Source organism: Natronosalvus halobius (genome assembly GCF_024138145.1).
Lineage (GTDB): Archaea > Halobacteriota > Halobacteria > Halobacteriales > Natrialbaceae > Natronosalvus > Natronosalvus halobius.
Genome location: NZ_CP099998.1, coordinates 19,700 through 37,541, shown reverse-complemented (window position 1 = coordinate 37,541; position 17,842 = coordinate 19,700). Strand labels below are relative to the sequence as shown.

The window sequence follows — 17,842 nt, the reverse complement described above, 5'->3', positions numbered from 1 at the left end:
ACACGTCTCGCCAGTTACACTGAACCATCTGTCTCGTCGGTTACTGCGGGTTCCCTCATTGTAATCGGATACCGGCGTCCGAACTGAAGACAGCGCACCGTGATGCGCGACTGTCGTTCGAAGTCGACCTTGCCTGCGATTACTCGATCGTCGGTTCTGTGTTGGCTTCCTCAGGCAGGTAGGAGTTGTCAACGTACTCGGACATGTCGATCTCTTCGTCCAGGAACCCTACTTCAGCCATCCCGTCGATGGGTTTTTGCAACCACTCGGGATCGATCGCTAGCCCATCTTCGCCGTGATAGTAGCCGCGGTCTGTCTGGACGAGCGCTTCGAGTAGGTCGCGCGGCAGTTCGACGACTTCTTCAGCGATGTCGAGGCGGGTCTCGCTGTTGTCGTCGTCTTTCCACCACTCGATTCCGGTCCAGAGGTCTCCGAGGAATGCGCGGATTGCGTCGTCGTTCTCGTCAATAAAGTCGTCCCGAGCGGTCACGAAAATCTTCAAGAACGAACCGAATGCGTCTGTCGTGTCGAAGACAGTTTGCAGGTCGTCACTGTTCATCTCGAAGAACGGTTGGATGAAGGTTCCCACATCGACGCGGCCCTCCGAGAGCGTACTCGGCATCGCACCGAACGAGACTTCCCGGAATTCGACATTGTCCAGGTCGATATCGTTGCGCGTCAGTACGACCCGTGCCGCGATGTCGATAGCTGACCCGACGCCGTTGACGCCCAGTGTGTTACCATCGAGGCCGTTGATATCAGTGATACTCGAACCTGAGGTACTGTTGTACGTATCGGCGTATCGGGGGCCGTCGTACGTCAACGGCGCGATGACGCTCTGTCCGCCGGGAATCATTTCGTTCTGGATCGCGTTGGCCAGCGACGAGTACGCCAGGAGGCCCACGTCGGCCGAGTCACTGCCGAGTGAATTGATCACCACTGGCGTGCTCTGGACATCGACGAACTCGAACTCGTATTCCTCCCCGACGTTCTCGAGGACGTTGTCCGGCATGTGCGATGACTGATGGAACATTGACACGAAGTCATTCAGCTCGGCACCAGAAATACCCGCGTACCGAATTACCGGGAGATCACCGTCGTCGCCACCGATACACCCGGCCAACCCGACTGTTGACGCTACACCGACTGTTTTCAAAAACGAGCGTCTACCCGCCACATTCACATGTGGGACTGTCATACACACCTGACCTCTCCCCCAGTAAATATAACATTTTATATCAATACCTGATATACTCGGGTTGGAATTTATATATTGGCCTTATTGGCCTCGCAACGCGTGGCTCGTACACCGAGGCGGTGCCGGAGAGGCACAAAAAGTGGGTCAGTTGTGGCCGCCGATGACCATCTCTTCGTGAACTGACGACCGTACTTTGCTGGTGGCCTCGAGGAACGCATCGGTCTTGAACACGGCGTCGTGTTCGATCGAGCGGTCGATGTCCACGTCAATGATTTCTTTGTTGGTGCCTGGATGGGCGCTCATAACGACGATACGGTCGGAGAGATACGCGGCCTCCTCGATGTCGTGTGTGATGAACATGATTGACTTATTCGTCCCCTCACAGATATCGAGGAGGTCGTCCTGGAGGATCTCACGGGTCTGATCGTCGAGTGCACCGAACGGTTCGTCCATGAGGAGAACGTCCGGATCGTACGCGAGTGTGCGGGCGATGGCGACGCGTTGTTTCATCCCGCCCGAGAGTTCTTTCGGATACTTGTCCTCGTGGCCATCGAGACCGACGCGATTGATGAACCGGCGTGCGGTCGCTTCGATTTCTTCGCTGGAGTCGTCGCTGACGTGCTTGAGACCGAATGTGACGTTTTCGAGGACCGACATCCACGGGAAGAGTGCGTACTCTTGAAAAATAATGCCCCGATCCGTACCAGGACCGTTCACCGGTTGACCGTCGACCTCGATAACTCCATGGGTCGGGTCGATGAATCCACCGGCGATATAGAGTAGCGTACTCTTGCCACAGCCACTCGGTCCGACAACTGAGACGAATTCACCAGGCTCAACCGTCAGCGAAAAGTCCTCGACTGCGACGACTGAATCACCGGGGCCATCGTTGTTGTAGATGTGGGTGATGTCGCCAAGCGTGACTGTAGACATGTGGTGTGTTCTGTTACCCGATAGCAAACCGTACGGTAATAAATTTTCGTTCGACTAAGTTACTCTGTCCACCAGAGAAGCCTTGCCCGTACCATCCGGAGAAGCTTGTCGAATAGGAGGCCGAATACCGCGATAGCGACGACAACCGCGATGGCGTTCGGCGTCTGGAAGAACCGGACTGATTCGATCAGGACACGGCCGAGACCGCTGCCGGCCATCACCATTTCCGCAACGATCACGACTACGAACGAGAGGAACAGGGAGATCTGCACCCCGTTGAGGATGTCCGGCAGCGCAGCGGGTAGCACGACCTTCATGGCCGTTTTCACGCGCGACAATCCCATCGACTGAGCGGACCAGATGAGTTCCCGGTTGACCGCCTTCGTTCCGTTGTATGTGGCGATGGCGACGGGGAACAGCGCGGACGTGGCGGCTAGCGCGACTGTCGATACCGTGCCGAAATCGAACCAGAGGACGTAGATCGGCACCAGCGTTACCTTCGGGATTGGAAAGCTAATCGAGATAATCGGGTCGAAGAACCACTCGACAACCCGGAACTGCGACATCGCCATCCCGATGCAGAAACCGACGACGACGGCGATAGAGAACGCCATGCCGACCCGGGTGATAGTCGTACCAATCGCGCCAAGCAGTTCCTGTTCGGTGATGAGCGTTACGAGTGCCTCGCCGACGTTGACCGGTGTGGGAAGTGCCTGTCGTGGAACCAGTTCCAGTCCGGAGACGGCCCACCAGACGACGAGCAAGAACACCAATGGTTGCACGTATAGCCGGAACTCCGTGAGTCGTTCCCGGAGCCAGCCGTCGTGGGGCGCATTTCTGGTCAGCAATCCGCCGCTCATATGCCGCCTACCTCCTGGTCACTCCAGCGGAGCAGGTAGTTAGATACGGCTAGATATACACGGTCGAGACCGGCTACGAGGACCGTAATCCAGAAGACGGTCGCGAACACGCTCGCGTATTGACCGTACTGTCCGAATTGGACGACCAACACGCCCAGACCGGTATTCGACATGATCATCTCAGAAGAGATGACGATGATGAATGAGAAGATCATCCCAATGCGTACCCCGGTGAGAATGGTCGGCAACGCCGCTGGAATCATTACCTTGTAGGTCTCCTCGAGTGGCGACAAGCCGAGCGACTTCGAGACCCAGAGCAATTCCTTTTGGATGTTCTCGGCGCCATTGTACGCGCTGATGAGGATTGGCAACAGTGAGCCCACAACTGCAAGCATAATCCGGGAGAGATGCCCCATACCTAGCCAGAACACCAGTAGCGGAATCAACGGTGATTTTGGGAGGGGATAAGTCAGACTCACCACTGGGTTTAGCGTTCGGGAAACGCGTTCGCTACGTCCCATCGCCATCCCGGTCGGAACAGCAATGGCGATGGCAATAAAGAGCCCGGCGAGCCCTCGGAATATTGTATCCAGCAGATGGGTGAAAAACTCCGGTGATTGGGTAAGTGCGATGATTTCGGGAACGGTCGCAGAGAACGGGGGAAGCACGTCCGAGGTAACGACTGTACCGGACCCGACTTCCCAGAGCCCGAGGAGGACGAGGATCGGGACGAACTTCGTGAACGAGCGAATAACCCTGTGGTGGTAGTAGAACCGTCGGAGTTTGGCCCGCAGGTTCTGCGGGCTCGTTGCCTGGTCTCGTGCTGAGTGCATGGCTTATCGATCCCCTCCATTGAGGATCGATGAACCGCTGGAGGCCACACTCCCGTCCTGGCTCGTGCCGAACACTATGAACCAGAACGTCGACATGGCAACGTATTGGAGCTCGTTCGAATGGCCGGCCAATATCATGGTACAGGAAATCATGGTCTATCTGGCGTATAAAAATTTTCTGAAAGCATTTGCCAGGTTGGATTCAATTCCCCTGAATTAGTTCGTGGCGGCGGATGTCAAGGGTACGAAAGTGCTTTATTCGTGGGCTTTGAGGAGTAAAAGCGAGGGCTCGCTACAAGGTGCGAGCAATAACTGTCCGCCGACAGATAGCACTGCGGTCCATCGAGCGACAGCCCAAACACACGAATACAGAGATATGCAACGACAACTCGAACTCCCTGACGTCGGAGAAGGGATCGCGGAAGGTGAAATCGTCAGGTGGCTGGTCGGCCCAGGTGACCAAGTTACCGAAGATCAGCCACTAGCAGAGGTAGAGACCGACAAAGCAATCGTCGAGGTACCGTCACCCATTGACGGGACAGTGGAAGCACTCCACGCCGAGGAAGGCGAAGTCGTCGAAGTCGGGAGCGCTATCGTCACTTTCGCAGTCGACGAGGCTGATGCCAGCACAGAGGACGATAAGTTGACAAGCACCGACGAGACGATACGTAGCGATCAGCCAAACACAGAAGCTGACTCATCGTCCGCTGAGACCGACAGCGATAATGCGTCGACAGCGGCCGACCAGACAATCGACAATCAAGAAGCAGCTGCCCCGGCGAGTCAGGTCGTTGCACCACCACGGGTCAAGCGCCTGGCCAGAGAGCTGGGCGTTTCCATCGGTGCGCTCCCAGGAGCAGCCGACGGGAAACCTGTTGCGGAGGCTGATGTTCGGGCAGCTGGCGGGCAGGAATCCCAGTCGATGGCGGTATCTGCACGGGACCCAGCGACCGAACTGGCCCCGACTCCTCAATTGGACAGTCGATCACCGGCACCGCAACAACCGTCCACAGCCGGTGCTGGCGCAGGTGAAAAAGCCACCACGGCCGAAAGCGTCACGACACCGACTGAGACAGCTAATCGCGAGAAGACCCTTGCGGCGCCGGCGACGCGACAATTGGCTCGGGAACTCGGCGTCGACATCCATGCGGTTCCGGCATCGGAAAAGCGGAAGGGCCAGGCGTTCGTCACGCCGGCGGACGTCGAAACGTTCAACGACGGCGACGGAACGTCACAACCCTCGTCACCAGCTGGCACCAGCGCCACCCATACAGGCACCGACGCAGCGCGTGAGGAACGTATCCCATATCGCGGCATTCGTCGAACTATCGGCAACCGGATGGAGCAAGCGAAGTACACCGCACCGCACGTCGCTCATCACGATTCAGTGGACGTGTCCAATCTGGCGTCGATTCGGCGGGACCTCGCCGACGAGGTTGACGACGACGTTTCGCTCACTTACCTCCCGTTCGTCATGAAGTCAGTGGTTTCGGCGCTGCAGAATCATCCCGAAATGAACGCTGTGTTGGACGAAGACAACGAGGAAATCGTCCAGAAACACTACTACAACATCGGCGTGGCGACTGCGACCGAGGCCGGACTGATGGTGCCGGTTATTCGCGACGTCGACCAGAAGGGCGTGGCCCAACTTGCTCGTGAAATCGACGACGTCGTCCATCGTGCACGGAGCCGTGAGATCAGCCCCAAAGAGTTGCAAGGCGGGACTTTCACTATCACGAACTTTGGGGCCATCGGCGGCGATTACGCGACACCGATTATCAACTACCCCGAGGCGGCTATCCTCGGGTTAGGGACAATCAAGGACCGACCAGTCGTGGTCGACGACGAGGTCTTGCCCCGGGCGACGCTCCCTCTTTCTCTGTCGGTGGATCACCGACTTATCGACGGAGCTATCGCCGCATCGTTCACGAACGACGTAAAACGCTCGCTGAGCAATCCAGAGAGGATGTTACTATGGTAATGGGAGACGTCTCAACGAAGACGGACGTACTGGTCATCGGTGCCGGTCCTGGCGGCTACGTTGCCGCCATTCGCGCCGCACAAAAGGGGCTCGACGTGACGCTCGTCGAGCGAACCGCCGTCGGGGGCACCTGTTTGAATCACGGCTGCATTCCCTCAAAGGCGCTTATCACAGGTGCTAACGTGGCGGAGGACGCCCGAACCGCCAAGAACATCGGCGTTTCGGCGGACATCGACGTTGACCTTGACACGATGGTCGACTGGAAAGACGGAATCGTCGACCAACTGACCGGCGGCGTCGAAACCCTCTGTGAACAGAACGGCATCCATCTCATGGAGGGACTAGCCATCTTCGCTGATGAGACCACGGCCAGGCTCATTCACGAGGGCGAAGGCGAGGGTTCAGAGTCAATCGACTTCGACCACGCTATAGTCGCGACTGGAAGCCGACCTATCGAGATCCCAGGTTTCTCCTTCGGCGACACGCACGTTCGTGATTCAAAACAGATGCTGGCACTGGACTCCGTCCCCGACGAACTCGTCGTCATCGGAGCCGGCTACATTGGAATGGAGTTGTCGACGGCGTTCGCGAAACTGGGCGCCGACGTAACAGTCGTCGAGATGCTAGATCACGTGCTTCCAGGATACGGACAGGACGTCAGCCGTATCGTTCAGCAGCGCGCCGAGAGTCTGGGCATCGAGTTCCACTTTGACTGTACCGCCCAGGGCTACGAACCCGACGAGGATGGTGTTGTCGTTCAGACCGAAACCGATTCTGAGGGTGCTGCTGAGCTCCCGGCTACCGAGGTACTCGTAGCAGTCGGGCGTGAGCCGGTGACCGACACCGTCGAACTCGAGGCCGCCGGCGTCGAAACTGACGTAGACGGTTTCATCGTGACTGACGAGCAGTGCCGAACGTCGGTCGACAACATCTTCGCCATCGGCGACGTTGCGGGCGAACCCATGCTAGCTCACCAGGCGATGTACGAGGGCCGCGTCGCCGCAGAGGTGGTCGCCGGCGAACCCGCGGGCTGTGACGCTCGAGCGATCCCGGCAGTCGTGTTTACGGACCCAGAAATCGCGACTGTAGGGATGACCGAGGAGGAAGCCACCAACGCTGGCTTCGAGACGGTCACCGGCCGAATGCCCCTGCGTTCGAGCGGGCGCGCACTCACGCTAGACGACACGGATGGGTTCGTCCGGATCGTTGCCGACGCCGATCACGAAACTATCCTGGGTGCGCAACTCGTCGCACCAGAGGCGTCGGAACTCGTGGCCGAACTCGGACTCGCTGTCGAACTCGGAGCGACGCTCACTGACGTGGCCGGGACGATCCATGCTCACCCCACGCTCTCGGAAGCAGTCCAGGAAGCCGTCGAGAACGCGCTTGGGTGCGCGATCCACACGACGAATTGAGACACGCACAGAACGAAGAAGAGCGTTGTTTTTCGATGTCGACGATCAGGATGCGCGGTCGATGAGGACGTGGTCCGTCCGCGTCATCACCGTTTCGTCGTCTTGGTTCGTCGCTTTCAGGTCGAATGTAACGAGGCCCTTGTCGTCGTCCCAGTCGTCGGTCTCGGTGACGGTTGTCGTGATGCTGAGTTCGTCACCGCCGTACACCGGCTTGCGCCAGCGCAGTTCGTCGACGCCGACAGCGCCGACCACGACGACGTCCTTGAACAACCCGTCGACGAGGAGTCGCATCGTCACGGACGCGGTGTGCCATCCGCTTGCGATAAGGTCGCCGAAGATACTGTCTTCGGCAGCATCCTCGTCAACGTGAAACGACTGTGGATCGTACTGCGACGCGAATTCGACGATTTCGGTCTGCGTTACTGTTCGTGGTCCGATCGAATACGATTGGCCGACCTCGAAGTCCTCGAAGTACATCTTCGCCATGTGTGGGTTCTTGTGCTCCTCCATTATGTAATACTCTGTTCAGTGTGACAGACGACCCAACTGCTCGGACATCAATAAATCTGTGTCCGAACGAGTCACTATTCTCCATTCGGGTGGTGGACCTCCCCTCGATCCGACCGAGTAGTGAGTGAACCATGCGGATTTGAGGGCGGTGATAATCCCAACTCTCAATAGGGCGCTTAGAGATGGTATAGGTGACATTAGGTGACACATGTGAGTCAATTAGATGATCAGTCCCTGGAACTCGGGGCACCAAGCGGCTCCATCGCGGAATGCACGCTGAGCGAACCGGAAAAAACGCCACAGCGATACCGGATCGTCGACGATGAAGGCAATTACGATCCGGATGCACTCCCACCGCTCTCCAACGAAGAACTGAAAGAACTGTACCGCTGGATGGTCCTTCAGCAAGTGATTGACGTCCGGATGGTGAAACTCCAGCGCCGTGGCGAGATGGGAACCTACGCCTCCGGTCGTGGCCAGGAAGCCAGTATGGCTGGCTGTGCCTACGCGCTCGAGGATCAAGATTGGTTGTTCCCGTACGGACGCGAAGCGACGGCCCTGCTTATTCAGGGAATGCCGCTCCGTGATTTGTTGTTGTATTGGCGTGGCGTAGAGGACGCCAACAAACAGCGGAAGAACAAGGTATTCCCGCCGGCCATCGCCATCGGGACCCACATTCCCGTCGGCGTCGGTTTCTCGTGGGGCATGTCGCTCGACAACAGCGACGCGATTACGACACTCTACCACGGTGACGGCCATCCAAGTACCGGCGAGTATCAGGCAGGTATGAACTTCGCCAGCGTCATCGACGCGCCAGCCCTGTTTTACTGCCAGAACAACGGCTACTCCATCTCGGCTTCCTTCGAGCAACAGACCGGGGCGAAGACGGTCGCCCAGAAGGGCATCGCCTACGGTCTCGACGGGATCCGCGTCGACGGCAACGACATCCTGGCCGTTTACGATGCGGTGCGGACCGCCCGTGAACACGTCAGCAAGGGCAATCCGACTATCGTTGAATCGGTGTCTTATCGTCTTGATGCCCACACCACGAACGACGATCCATCGCTCTATCGCGACGACGAAGAAGTTGCCCAGTGGGAAGAAAAAGAGCCCGTCAGCCGATTCGAGTCGTTCCTCAAAGAGTTCGGCCTCTGGGACGACATCGACGAGGAAGCCGTCCGTGAAGAGGCCAACGAGCAGTTCGACCAGGCGAAGGAAGCAGCCGACGCGTACGACTCGGGCGGCGTCGAGGAGATGTTCAAGTACCTCTACGACGAGATGCCCGCCGAGCTGGAACGACAACTCGAGGCGTTCGAACAATTCTTAGAGGAGCGGCCGGACGCCTATGACCACATCGAACACCGACCCAAGGGGTGACCAGCCATGAATGCCACACTCGTCGAAGCCGTCAACGATGCACTACAAACTGCGATGGCCGGCAACGACCGTGTCGTTGTCTACGGGGAGGACGTCGCCGAGACCGGTGGCGTTTTCCGCGCTACGCAGGGACTTAAAGACGAATTTGGGGACGACCGCGTACTTGACACGCCCATTACTGAAATCGCCATCGCCGGGTCTGCCGTCGGGCTCGCTATGTACGGCTATCGTCCGGTCGCGGAAATCCAGTTCTCTGGGTTCATCCCGCCGACGTTCAACCAGCTCGTGTCGATGGCCAGCCGCATTCGTTGGCGGACCCGCGGCGAGATGACTGCGCCAATGGTCATCCGTGCGCCCTATGGCGGTGGCGTCCGTGCGCTAGAACACCACTCCGAGAGCCTTGAAGCGGCCTATGCACACGTCCCAGGTCTCCAGGTCGTCATCCCAAGCACCCCCCACGACACGAAGGGAATGCTCCTGTCAGCAATCGAGGAACCTGATCCCGTGCTGTTCCTCGAGCCCAAGCGGCTCTATCGATCGTTCCGTGAAGAGATTCCTGACGAGGAGTACACCGTCCCGCTCGGAGAGGCGGCCGTCCGAAAAGAAGGCGAGGACATTACCGTCATCTCGTGGGGATCGACGATGCCCGACACGCTCGCGGCGGCTGAAACCATCGAAGAAGAACGCGGCGTCTCTACCGAAGTTATCGACCTGCGGTCGATCTCACCGCTCGACAAGGAGACGATCATTGAGTCCGTCAAGAAGACAGGCAAAGCAGTGGTGGTCCACGAAGGACCGAAATCCGGCGGGTTCGCCGCTGAACTCATCGCAACCATTAACGAGGACGCGCTCATGCACCTGGAAGCTCCGGTCCACCGCGTGACGGGCTTCGACGTCCCCATCCCGATGCTTGGCATGGAGGACTACTACCTTCCGAACCCACCGCGCATCGAAGAGGGAATTAAACGCGCGCTCGACCTCGAGGGTGGCGTCTAAGCATTCGTAGCGACCGTTCCCTGATCCTTCATCGTCGGCTCGATCACCACTGGGCGGCTGATTTCCATCACGGGGGCGTGGACACATCGGCAGTTCCCACCCGTCCATCGCCGAAATTTTCTGGCATTTGTTATCACATCCCGTTCCTTTATTGTCGATCCTACTAATCTGTGTAACTAGCACGCAAGAGGAACGTACAATGCAACGACACACGCACACCGACGACTCGAGCAACAGCATCGACCGACCAGCCACAACCCGGTCCGCGAGGTGGTGTTCACCGTGATCATCGGTGTTCCCACCGAAACCGCAGCCGATGAGACGCGCGTGGCGCTGATTCCACCAGTTGCCGAGGAGTTACTCGAGGCGGGCCACGAGATATTCGTGGCTGCTGGTGCCGGCGCGGGCGCAGATTGGGCTGACGAGGAGTACGAAGCCGTCGGGTGTGAAATTCTCGGCGACCGCGATGCAATCTTCGAGCGCGCGGACGTAATCTTGCAGGTTTGCGGGCTCGGTGCCAACCCGGATGCAAGAACCGACCCCTATAGTGACGGGCAGATTGTCATCGGCCAGCTCGGCCCGTACGAAAGTGACGACGCGACCCTGGCGGCTCTGGCCGACAGAGACGTGAGCGCGTTCGCACTCGAACTCATGCCGCGGATCAGTCGGGCCCAGAGCATGGACGTCCTGTCCTCACAGGCAAGTCTGGGCGGCTATCAGGCCTGTCTGCTGGCGGCCGAGGAACTGCCGAAGATGTTCCCGATGGAGATGACCGCTGCAGGCACGATCAAGCCGGCCGAGGTACTCGTCATCGGGGCCGGCGTCGCGGGGCTGAAGGCCATCGCCACGGCCGAGCGCCTCGGCGCGAACACGAAGGGCCACGACGTGCGCCTGGAGGTCAAGCAGGAGGTCGAGAGCCTCGGCGCCGAATTCGTCGAACTAAATTTGCCGACCGAGGACTCCGGCGACGAGGAGGGCTACGCCGTGGAGATGGATGAAGCGTTCTACGAGGAACAGCGTCGGCAGATGCAACGGGTCGTCCCCGAATCCGATGTCCTCATCACGACGGCGGCCATCCCCGGTCGGCCGGCACCGGAGATTGTCACGACGGAGATGATCGAGGAGATGGATCCGGGGTCAGTCGTCGTCGACCTGGCTGCCGAGACCGGCGGCAATTGTGAGCCCACGGTCGCCGGCGAGACGGTAAAGGTCGATGGCGTGACCGTACACGGTCCGACGAACCTTCCAGCGGAGATTACCCATACATCGAGCCAGCAGTACGCGAATAACCTGGCGAACTTCATCGAGAACCTGACTGAGGACGGGGAGCTCGCCATCGACCTGGAGGACGAAATCATTGACTCGACGCTACTCATCCATGACGGCACGATTCGCAACCCACACATCGAAGACAAGACGGCAGACGACGAATCGGACGACGACACAGGAGACGATGAAATACCGGACGGCGCAGCGGACGAACGAACTGTCGACGCGGAGGACGACGATGATTAGCGCCACGATCCAATCTCACGCTGCCAGCGAACCCGAGGAGGGATGGGCGTGACGTTCGTCGAGAACCTGACGCTGTTCGTACTGGCGGCGTTTGTCGGCTACGAAATCATCACAAAGATCCCGACGAACCTGCACACGCCGCTGATGTCCGGCGCGAACGCCATCTCGGGGATCACCCTCCTCGGGTCGGTCGTTGTCGCAGGCTCCGGATCGACGACGCTGGCGACCGCGCTGGGCTTCCTGGCCGTGGTCATGGCAACCATCAACGTCGTCGGCGGCTACCTGGTGAGCCACTTTATGCTCGAACAGTTCAGCAGGGGAGGGTCGAACCGATGACGGGCGTCCTCGGTGGGCTGCCCGCGTCGGTCCTGCAATTCATCTACCTCGTCTCCGGGGTGCTGTTCATCCAGGGACTCAGAGACATGACCCACCCGAGGACCGCGACCCGCGGGAACCAGATCTCGGCACTGGGGATGTTCATCGCCGTCCTCGTGACGGCACTCTGGTTCGAGATCCTCTCGCCGCTCGTCCTGCTCGCCGCACTGGTCGTTGGCGGTGCAATCGGTACCTGGTTGGCCGTGACCGTCGAGACGACGGAGATGCCCCAGCTCGTCGGTCTGTTCAACGGGTTCGGCGGTGGGGCCTCGGCACTCGTCGCCGGAGCGGAGCTGATCGACCAGTTCACCACAGGCACATCTGCAACGCTTCCCGTGGGGCTGACAGCGTCGGCTGCACTCGCGGGTCTTATCGGCGCTGTGACTTTCTGGGGGAGCCTCGTCGCAGCCGGCAAGCTCCACGGCGTAGTCGGCGACTCGCCGGTCAGCACGAACGTCGGTCACGCGCTCAAGGGACTGTTCTTTCTCGTCGCCGTCGCGGCCGGACTGTTCCTGGTCGTCCAGCCGTCCCTGCTGGGGTCGGTGCCGCTGGCCGAGTGGATCCCCTCGTTCTGGGTGCTGGTAGTCTCCGCGTCACTCCTGGGCATCTTCCTCGTCGTTCCGATCGGCGGGGCGGACATGCCCGTGGTCATCGCGCTGCTGAACTCCTACTCGGGGCTAGCGGCTGCGACGACGGGCTTCGTGCTGAACAACACCGTCCTGATCATTGCCGGGACGCTCGTCGGCGCGTCGGGGCTAATTCTGACGGTCATCATGTGCGAGTCGATGAACCGCTCGCTCACGAACGTCTTCTTCGGTGGCCTCGGCGCGGACAGTGACAGCGAGGACGTCGACGACATGTACGAAGGGAACATCACCGAGACCTCACCCGAAGAGGTGACGATGTTGTTGGAGACGGCCGGTCGCGTGGTCGTCGTACCCGGCTACGGGATGGCCGTCGCACAGGCCCAGCACGCCGTTGCCGAACTGGTCGAACTACTCGACGAGAACGGCATCGACGCCGAGTTCGGCATCCATCCGGTCGCCGGCCGGATGCCGGGCCACATGAACGCGCTCCTAGCCGAGGCCGACGTCCCGTACGACAAGATGCGCGAACTCGAGGAGGTCAATCCCACCTTCTCCCAGACTGACGTAGTGATCGTCACTGGAGCGAACGACGTCGTCAACCCGTTGGCGAACGAAGACGATTCGAGCCCCATCGCCGGCATGCCCATACTGAACGTCTCGGACGCACAGATGGTCATCGTCAACAAACGGAGCCTTTCGACCGGGTTCTCGGGCGTCCCGAACCCGTTGTTCGCAGAAGACAACACGAGCATGTTGTTCGGCGACGCTAAAGGGACCATGCAGGAACTGGTGACCGAGTACAAGGAGGCGACGAATTAACGTTCCCGACGAAACCTGTTCTCGGGATTACTCGAGTAACTGCTTGTCGTGAACCGGTTCGTGGTCGGTGTCGATTACTTCGTTTTCCAGCAACGTACCACAGCCCGGACAGTAGAACTGCCGGAACTCCAGGTCGTCGTCGACGTACTGTGCCGGGTCGTTGATGAGTGGCCCAGCCTCCGTTAGCGGTTTACGGTCACACAGTGCGTGCAGTTTGTAATTCTCGTCGGCCGCACAGATGTCCGCCTCGCAGCTGCGACAGACGATCCGGCCGTCGTCGATCGCCAAGTGCAGGTCCAGTTGTTTCATTCGTCATCACCCCACTTGGTCGCAGCGAGTCGCTCGTTCCTGATCGCCTTGCGACGCTCCTCGGTGGCTTCAGTGTCGACTCCACCGTCCTCGGTAAGGATGACGCCGTAGGTCCGGCGGGCCTCCTCGCGGGAAACGTAGTCCTGGCGCACGTCTTCGGCGACGCGTTCGGGGTTGCGCTCGATGGGGTCGCCGTACCCGCCACCACCCTGCCAGATACTGAAGTAGACGTCGGTCGGTCCCTGCATGGTTTTGTACTTGGGGGGCAACACCTCCAGGTCGCCATCGACGTCTGAGCGATCTTCGGGGATGGTTCCTGCTTCAAACAAGTCTTCGATATTCGAGTCGCGAATCATCTCGTAACGGGCCGTGTTAGCGGGGTGGCCGCCGTTGATGCCCTGGCTAGTGGGCACTGCCATGCCGAAGGTTGATCCAAGGTGTTCCATCCCTTCAGTGTCGTGGGGGACGTAACACATACTAGCGGTCGCACCGCCGCGGAACTTCCCGGCTCCGGCCGAGTCGGTCTCCTCTTTCCGGTAGAGGTACAACACTGGGAAAGAGAGTTCCGTCGATTCGACGTTTGTGGCTGCTCCTCCGGGGGCGGCGAAGATGCCCGCAGTGTTGATGCCATCTGAATGGCTGCGTGCGCCCCAACCGCCTGCCATCGGGTCCATAAACTGCGTTACGAAGAATTCATCCCGTTGATCCATCCCGAGGACGTTCATCGTGACCCACGACCCCGACGACCCGGCGACGAGGTGTTCCGATTCCTCTTCACTAGCCGAGAGCATCTTCGAGATGCACTGCGTCGAGACGTTGACGGTGTGCCAGGTGCCCGCGACGGCTGCCATCCCGGTCCCCGCCGGATACGCGGCGTTGACCATGATGTTGTCCGTGGTCTCGATGTCGATGGCACGGTAGATGCCGCCGAGCGCCCACGGCATGTCGTGACAGAGCATTGGAAGGACCGGCGCGACTAGGCCACCGCGCATCCCGGCGTACGTGGTGTTGATGACGCCGGCCGGTGCATCGCCGTCCACCTTGAATACCAGGTGGTCGTCGCGCTTCTCGACCGCGAGGCTGGTCTCGTAGACGCTGCGGTCGCCGGCCTTGGCTACGTCCTGATAGCCGACGTGACGCCAGATGCCGTCAGGCATGTCCCGCAGTCGACTGCGGAGACTTTCCTCGGCGTAGTCCATCGTCTCCTTCATGACGGCCTTGACCGTGTTCGGGCTGTACTCATCGATGAGTGCCTGAATTCGGTCGATGGCAACGTTGTTCCCAGCAATTTGTGATCGCAGGTCCATGCCCACGTTCGGGGCGGCACGGCTCTTCCGCAAAAAGAGGTCCTCGATGTCAGACTGCAGTTCGCCGCCTTTGACGAGTTTCGTCGGCGGGACCGGTTCGGCCTCTGCCCACGCGTCGTCGTCCTCGATGGCGAAGCTGCCTATCTCGTTTCCGCCCACGTCGACTTGGTGGAGCGTCGAACTCACCCAGGAGAAGATCTTGCCGTCGTGGAACACCGGTGCGAGTACGACGGTGTCGTTCTGGTGGACCGCGCCGATCCAGGGATCGTTGCAGATGTACATGTCTCCGGGTTCGATGCCCGGGTTTTCTGAGCGATGGTTGATGATCCACTTGACGATGAGGTCGGTGACGCTCGCGTGATACATCACGTACGGTCCGAAACTCACCGTCTCGCCGCGCTCGTCGCCGATGGTGACGTTGAAGTCGTACGCATCGGTGACGATGGGTGACCCGCTGACTTTCTTCAGCGTCGTCCCCTGTTCGTCGTTGATCTGCCCGAGTCGGTGCCGGAGGATCTCGAAGGTGACCTTGTCGAGTTCGAAGTCTTCGGGGAGCTTGTGGAACGTCAGGTCGTCCGCGATCCGGTCTTCCTGGATCGATTCTGCTGCCGTGTACTTGTCTGCGCCTGGAATCTGTGACATCTTAGGCCTCCGTGATAACGATGTTGCGGTAGTCGTCGACGGTCGCTTCCTGGTGTGGTCGGATCGTGACCGTGGTGTCGGGTAACTGTACGATGGCCGGCCCCACAATCGACATGTCTGGGACGATGCGCTCCCCGTCGTAGATGTCTGTCTCAACGAACCCCGATGGGCCGGGCCAGTACACATCTCGAGTGCCGATCTGTGGTTCCTCGGACATCGAGTCGTCGGCCGACAGCGTCGGATCCATCGTCTCGGCGCTGGCCAGCACGCGCTGGTTGACTAATTCGACCTGCGCGTCTGCGTACGTCGAGCCGCTGCCGTACAGCCCCTCGTATTTGGCTTCCCAGCGGTCGAGCACGTCGTCGAGGTCCGTCTCGGTCAGGCCGCCTGTCGGCGCGTCGACCGAAACCTGGTGGACCTGTCCCTTGTAGCGGAGGTCGACCTCCCGGGAGAAGGTAACGTTCTCGTGGTCGACGCCCTGTTCGTCGAAATCACTCCGCACCGCCGATTCGAGGGCCTCAAAGGCTTCAGTAACGTCGGCTGGGTCGAACGGTGCGAGGCTCGGGTTCGAGACCTCCTCGACCCAGTTCAGGTCTGAGGAGGCGATGCCGAACGCCGAGAACACCGAGGCAGTGTCCCCGAGCGGGATGACGACCGACTCGGCATCTAGGTCGTCGGCGTAAAACGATGCGTGCAGCGGACCGGCCCCGCCGTAGGCCAGTACCGAGAACTCGCGGGGGTCGTGTCCGCGCTCGATGGTCATCTGACGGAGCAGGTCGGCCATCGCCCCGTTGACGATCTCGAAGACACCCGCCGCGGCCTCCTCGACGGTCATGTCGAGGGGCTCGGCGACGTGTTCGCGCATGGCCGTCTCGGCTGCGTCCGCGTCGAGGTCCCGGCGGCCGCCGAGGAAGTAATCGGGGCTGATGTAGCCCAGCAGGAGGTCGGCGTCGGTGACGGTCGGGCGCGTCCCGCCTTGGCCGTAGCAGGCCGGGCCGGGGTCCGCACCCGCCGAGTCCGGACCGACGCGGAGCGCACCGCCCTCGTCGATCCAGGCGATCGACCCGCCGCCACTTCCGATGGAGTCAATGTCGACGGTCAGTTGGTACAGGGTGTACTGGTGGACCGACGTCGTGGGCCGGGTCTGGATCTCGCCGTCGATGATCAGCCCCACATCGAAACTGGTTCCACCCACGTCCGTACAGATGAGGTTCTCAGTGCCGATTTCAGTCCCAACGTACTGCGAGCCGATGACGCCCCCGGTCGGCCCGGACATGATCGTTGCGACCGCCTCCGTCGATGCGTCACTAACCGGCATCGCCCCGCCCGTACTCTTCATGATGTACACCGGCGCGTCGAGGCCGGCGTCGCGCAGTTCGTCGACTAGGTCCTCGACGTACGCTTCGAGGATCGGTGCCGTGTAGGCGTTGACCGCCGTCGTCGCCCCCCGTTCGTACTCGCCGAGCCGTGCCGTGACCTCGTGTGAGAGGTACGTTGGGAGGTCGGGTGCCTCCTCGGCGGCGATCTCGGCGACGCGCTGCTCGTGGTCTGGGTTCTCGAAACTCCAGAGCAGGTTTACCGCCAGGCTGTCGACCTCGTCTACGATGTCCCGAACCGCTTCACGGACCTGCTCGTCGTCGAGTCCGACGACCGCTGAACCTTTGTAGTCGATCCGCTCGTCGAGTTCCTGAATGCGCTGTTTCGGGACGATCGGCTCGGGCTTGCTCTGTGAAGCGTAGTGTTGCATCTCGTACTCGGAGAGACCCGTGGTTCGGGACTTCGTTCGCCCAATGTGGAGGGCGTCCCGATGGCCCTTCGTGGTGATGAGTCCAACATCGCCGCCGGTCCGCTCCAGTACTGTGTTCGTCGTCAGCGTCGTCCCGTGAAACAGGACCTCCGTCTCCTCGAGGACGGTCTCCAGGTTGGAATCAAGCGCACGGGCGGCATCCGACAAGGAGTTCATGATTCCAGTAGCCGGATCGGCGGGCGTCGTCCCCGATTTTCCTGTCACACGCTCCCCAGCCTCGTTGACGATCACGGTGTCTGTGAATGTTCCGCCTGTATCAACACCGATGACATGTGGCATACATTTGCATATCGCATACGGCCCATATTTGTTTTTTGCATGTTAGAAAGAAGACATTCCATTGGTCGACACAGCAGGTGCCATCAACAGCATCTTTTT

General features: G+C 60.0%; 15 protein-coding genes. 7 read left to right on the top strand and 8 right to left on the bottom strand.

The genetic code is table 11. The features are described 5' to 3' along the window. Window positions 1–139: 139 nt before the first annotated feature. The 4 genes from NGM15_RS17140 to NGM15_RS17125 form a co-directional block, all read right to left on the bottom strand. Complete coding sequence (locus NGM15_RS17140) at window positions 140–1,012, bottom strand: ABC transporter substrate-binding protein (RefSeq protein WP_253438742.1); 873 nt, start codon at window positions 1,010–1,012, stop codon at window positions 140–142. A gap of 330 nt (window positions 1,013–1,342) precedes the next feature. Beyond that, window positions 1,343–2,131, bottom strand: coding sequence for an ABC transporter ATP-binding protein (locus NGM15_RS17135; protein ID WP_253438740.1), 789 nt, complete (start codon window positions 2,129–2,131; stop codon window positions 1,343–1,345). A 59-nt stretch (window positions 2,132–2,190) separates the two neighbouring features. Next, window positions 2,191–2,991, bottom strand: a complete 801-nt coding sequence (locus NGM15_RS17130; protein WP_253438737.1) for an ABC transporter permease — start codon at window positions 2,989–2,991, stop codon at window positions 2,191–2,193. Beyond that, window positions 2,988–3,824 carry an ABC transporter permease gene (locus NGM15_RS17125; RefSeq protein WP_253438734.1) on the bottom strand — a complete coding sequence of 279 codons (837 nt, stop codon included), beginning with the start codon at window positions 3,822–3,824 and terminating at the stop codon, window positions 2,988–2,990. The genes NGM15_RS17130 and NGM15_RS17125 overlap by 4 nt, the downstream gene beginning before the upstream one ends. A gap of 223 nt (window positions 3,825–4,047) precedes the next feature. On the opposite strand from NGM15_RS17125, the gene NGM15_RS17120 reads away from it, so the two are divergent. Next, a complete protein-coding gene (locus NGM15_RS17120) occupies window positions 4,048–5,805 on the top strand; it encodes a dihydrolipoamide acetyltransferase family protein (RefSeq protein ID WP_311136469.1) in 1,758 nt (585 codons plus the stop codon). Further along, window positions 5,799–7,220: a dihydrolipoyl dehydrogenase gene (lpdA, locus tag NGM15_RS17115; RefSeq protein WP_305882012.1), complete on the top strand. Its 1,422-nt coding sequence runs from the start codon at window positions 5,799–5,801 to the stop codon at window positions 7,218–7,220. The genes NGM15_RS17120 and lpdA overlap by 7 nt, the downstream gene beginning before the upstream one ends. Before the next feature lie 45 nt (window positions 7,221–7,265). Here lpdA and NGM15_RS17110 read toward each other — a convergent pair whose 3' ends face one another. Next, window positions 7,266–7,730, bottom strand: a complete 465-nt coding sequence (locus NGM15_RS17110) for a MaoC/PaaZ C-terminal domain-containing protein (protein WP_253438728.1) — start codon at window positions 7,728–7,730, stop codon at window positions 7,266–7,268. Between the two features lie 210 nt (window positions 7,731–7,940). On the opposite strand from NGM15_RS17110, the gene NGM15_RS17105 reads away from it, so the two are divergent. The 5 genes from NGM15_RS17105 (at window position 7,941) to NGM15_RS17085 (ending at window position 13,399) form a co-directional block, all read left to right on the top strand. After that, window positions 7,941–9,107 (top strand): thiamine pyrophosphate-dependent enzyme, encoded by a 1,167-nt coding sequence (locus tag NGM15_RS17105; protein ID WP_253438725.1) that lies wholly within the window; start codon window positions 7,941–7,943, stop codon window positions 9,105–9,107. A gap of 6 nt (window positions 9,108–9,113) precedes the next feature. Then, window positions 9,114–10,103: an alpha-ketoacid dehydrogenase subunit beta gene (locus tag NGM15_RS17100; RefSeq protein WP_253438722.1), complete on the top strand. Its 990-nt coding sequence runs from the start codon at window positions 9,114–9,116 to the stop codon at window positions 10,101–10,103. A gap of 282 nt (window positions 10,104–10,385) precedes the next feature. Beyond that, window positions 10,386–11,618, top strand: a complete 1,233-nt coding sequence (locus tag NGM15_RS17095; RefSeq protein ID WP_253438719.1) for an NAD(P) transhydrogenase subunit alpha — start codon at window positions 10,386–10,388, stop codon at window positions 11,616–11,618. Between the two features lie 48 nt (window positions 11,619–11,666). Continuing rightward, a complete protein-coding gene (locus tag NGM15_RS17090; RefSeq protein ID WP_253438717.1) occupies window positions 11,667–11,954 on the top strand; it encodes an NAD(P) transhydrogenase subunit alpha part 2 in 288 nt (95 codons plus the stop codon). Window positions 11,955–11,971: 17 nt separating this feature from the next. After that, window positions 11,972–13,399, top strand: a complete 1,428-nt coding sequence (locus NGM15_RS17085; protein WP_253439030.1) for an NAD(P)(+) transhydrogenase (Re/Si-specific) subunit beta — start codon at window positions 11,972–11,974, stop codon at window positions 13,397–13,399. 27 nt (window positions 13,400–13,426) lie between these two features. Here the strand turns inward: NGM15_RS17085 and NGM15_RS17080 are convergent, their stop codons facing one another. Genes NGM15_RS17080 through NGM15_RS17070 form a run of 3 tightly spaced genes read right to left on the bottom strand, consistent with a single transcriptional unit; the run spans window position 13,427 to window position 17,743 of the window. Next, complete coding sequence (locus tag NGM15_RS17080) at window positions 13,427–13,708, bottom strand: acetone carboxylase subunit gamma (protein WP_253438714.1); 282 nt, start codon at window positions 13,706–13,708, stop codon at window positions 13,427–13,429. Further along, window positions 13,705–15,657 carry a hydantoinase B/oxoprolinase family protein gene (locus NGM15_RS17075; RefSeq protein WP_253438713.1) on the bottom strand — a complete coding sequence of 651 codons (1,953 nt, stop codon included), beginning with the start codon at window positions 15,655–15,657 and terminating at the stop codon, window positions 13,705–13,707. Before NGM15_RS17075 ends, NGM15_RS17080 begins: the two co-directional genes overlap by 4 nt. A 1-nt stretch (window position 15,658) precedes the next feature. Next, complete coding sequence (locus NGM15_RS17070) at window positions 15,659–17,743, bottom strand: hydantoinase/oxoprolinase family protein (protein WP_253438710.1); 2,085 nt, start codon at window positions 17,741–17,743, stop codon at window positions 15,659–15,661. Between the last annotated feature and the right edge of the window lie 99 nt (window positions 17,744–17,842).

Excerpts from the sequence above, each read along its gene's own strand:
- NGM15_RS17140 (WP_253438742.1), bottom strand. The coding sequence starts at position 1,012 with ATGCCGGACAACGTCCTCGAGAACGTCGGGGAGGAATACGAGTTCGAG.
- NGM15_RS17135 (WP_253438740.1), bottom strand. The coding sequence starts at position 2,131 with ATGTCTACAGTCACGCTTGGCGACATCACCCACATCTACAACAACGAT.
- NGM15_RS17130 (WP_253438737.1), bottom strand. The coding sequence starts at position 2,991 with ATGAGCGGCGGATTGCTGACCAGAAATGCGCCCCACGACGGCTGGCTC.
- NGM15_RS17125 (WP_253438734.1), bottom strand. The coding sequence starts at position 3,824 with ATGCACTCAGCACGAGACCAGGCAACGAGCCCGCAGAACCTGCGGGCC.
- lpdA (WP_305882012.1), top strand. The coding sequence starts at position 5,799 with ATGGTAATGGGAGACGTCTCAACGAAGACGGACGTACTGGTCATCGGT.
- NGM15_RS17110 (WP_253438728.1), bottom strand. The coding sequence starts at position 7,730 with ATGGAGGAGCACAAGAACCCACACATGGCGAAGATGTACTTCGAGGAC.
- NGM15_RS17100 (WP_253438722.1), top strand. The coding sequence starts at position 9,114 with ATGAATGCCACACTCGTCGAAGCCGTCAACGATGCACTACAAACTGCG.
- NGM15_RS17080 (WP_253438714.1), bottom strand. The coding sequence starts at position 13,708 with ATGAAACAACTGGACCTGCACTTGGCGATCGACGACGGCCGGATCGTC.
- NGM15_RS17075 (WP_253438713.1), bottom strand. The coding sequence starts at position 15,657 with ATGTCACAGATTCCAGGCGCAGACAAGTACACGGCAGCAGAATCGATC.
- NGM15_RS17070 (WP_253438710.1), bottom strand. The coding sequence starts at position 17,743 with ATGCCACATGTCATCGGTGTTGATACAGGCGGAACATTCACAGACACC.